This window comes from Streptomyces sparsus, from assembly GCF_054776295.1.
On sequence record NZ_BAAHCA010001006.1, the window covers coordinates 1 to 1,670 of the forward strand.

Consider the following 1,670-nt stretch of genomic DNA (forward strand, 5'->3'; position numbering starts at 1 on the left):
AGCGGCCCAGGCCGGGACTCGCCGCCGTCCTGGCGTACCGGCCGGAGGAGTCGGCGCGGCCGGGGCTGCCGCTGGGCGGCACGCCGGTGCGTTATCCGGCGGAGTTGGCGGTGCTGCGCCACCGCGTCGAGCCGTGGGACTGCGAGCAGGTGGGCGAAGCCGTGACGGAGGCCGTCGGCGAGCGGGGCACACCGGAGGGGACGGCGAGGCTCCTCGAACGGTCGGGCGGTGTGGCCCAGGTCGTCGTTGACCTCCTGGCCGTCCTGCGGGACACCGGCGGGCGGTGCACGGCGGCCCAGGTGGACAACGCCGGTGTGCCGGTGCGGCTGACGGAGCTGGTGCTGAGCCGGACGGCGAAGCTGGCGGAGGAGCACCGCGCGGTGGTGTGGGCGGCGGCGGTGCTGGACGAGCCGGTCCCCGCCCCGGCCCTGCTCGCGGTCGCCGGTTTGTCCGGGAGGACGTCCCGCGCGGCGCTGACCGCCGCGCTGAACGTCGCCGCACTGGTGGTGGACGGCGAGGGCCGGTACGTGCTGCCCGTGCCGTTGGCCGCCGTCGCGGTACGGGACAACCTGCCCTGGTCGGAGCGGCAGGAGCTGCACGCGAGGGCGGCGCGGCTGCTCGCCCGACGTCAGCCGGTGGACTGGACGGCGCGGGTCCGGCACCACAGGGACGCCGGACAGGTCCGGGGGTGGGTGCGGGCCGTCGAGCACGCCGCTCGGGAGGCGACCGAGAGCGGGCGGCACCGGGAGGCCGTCACCCTGCTGGAGCAGGCCCTGGCCGCACCGACCGTCCCGCAGGGGGTGCGGGGCCGGCTCGCCCCGATGCTGGCCCGCAGCGCGGTGGTGGGCCTGCGGTCCGACCAGACGGTGAAGGTGCTGTCGCAGCTGGTCGAGGACGAGAGCCTGCCCGTCGCGGTGCGCGGTGAACTACGCCTGGACCTGGGTCTGTTGCTCAACAACCAGGTCGGCCGGACCGATCTCGGCTGGCGGGTGCTGGAACGTGCGGCGGAGGATCTGCGGGACGGGCGGCCGGACCTCGCCGCCCGGGCGATGGCGGCTCTCGCCATGCCGCAGTGGCCGAGGGGCTCACTCGACCAGCACCTGAGCTGGCTGCTTCGCGCGGAGGAGGCGGCTGCGGCCAGCGGCATCGAGGCGGCCCGCGTGGCCGTCGCCGGGAACCGGGTCAGCCTGGCGATGTGCTGCGGCGACCCGCAGGCGTGGCGGATGCTGGAGCAGTTGCCGACGGACGGCTCCGTCCAGGTCGTGGCCCAGCACGCGGCGCGGGGGCTGTGCAACGCAGCCGACGCAGCGGTGTGGCTCGGCCACTACGACCGGGCCGCCGACCTGCTCACGAAAGGGCTCGACCTGTCGGCGCGCAGCGGCGCCGAGTACGTCGCCCACACCGGACTGGGCAGCCGGCTGCTGCTGGAGTGGAACACCGGACGTTGGTCAGGACTGGGCGCCCGGTGCGAGGCGTTCGTCACCGAGACCTCCGACATGCCGGTCATCAGTGCCGACGCCCGCCTGGTGCTGGGCTTGCACGCCTTGGCCCAGGGCGCCTGGGGCCGGGCCGTCGAGTGGTTCGAGGCGGGCGCCGCGGCGGTGACCGAGTGCACGGCGGCCCCGCTGGCAGCCGCCGCGTCAGGCGGGCTGATCCGGCTCGCCCTGGCG

At 76.0% G+C, this 1,670-nt stretch carries 1 protein-coding gene; it reads left to right on the forward strand.

The window, feature by feature from the left end:
* Positions 1 to 1,670, forward strand: a 1,670-nt coding sequence (locus tag ACYVE9_RS25825) for an ATP-binding protein (protein WP_461030311.1), incomplete at both ends; no start/stop codon positions are given.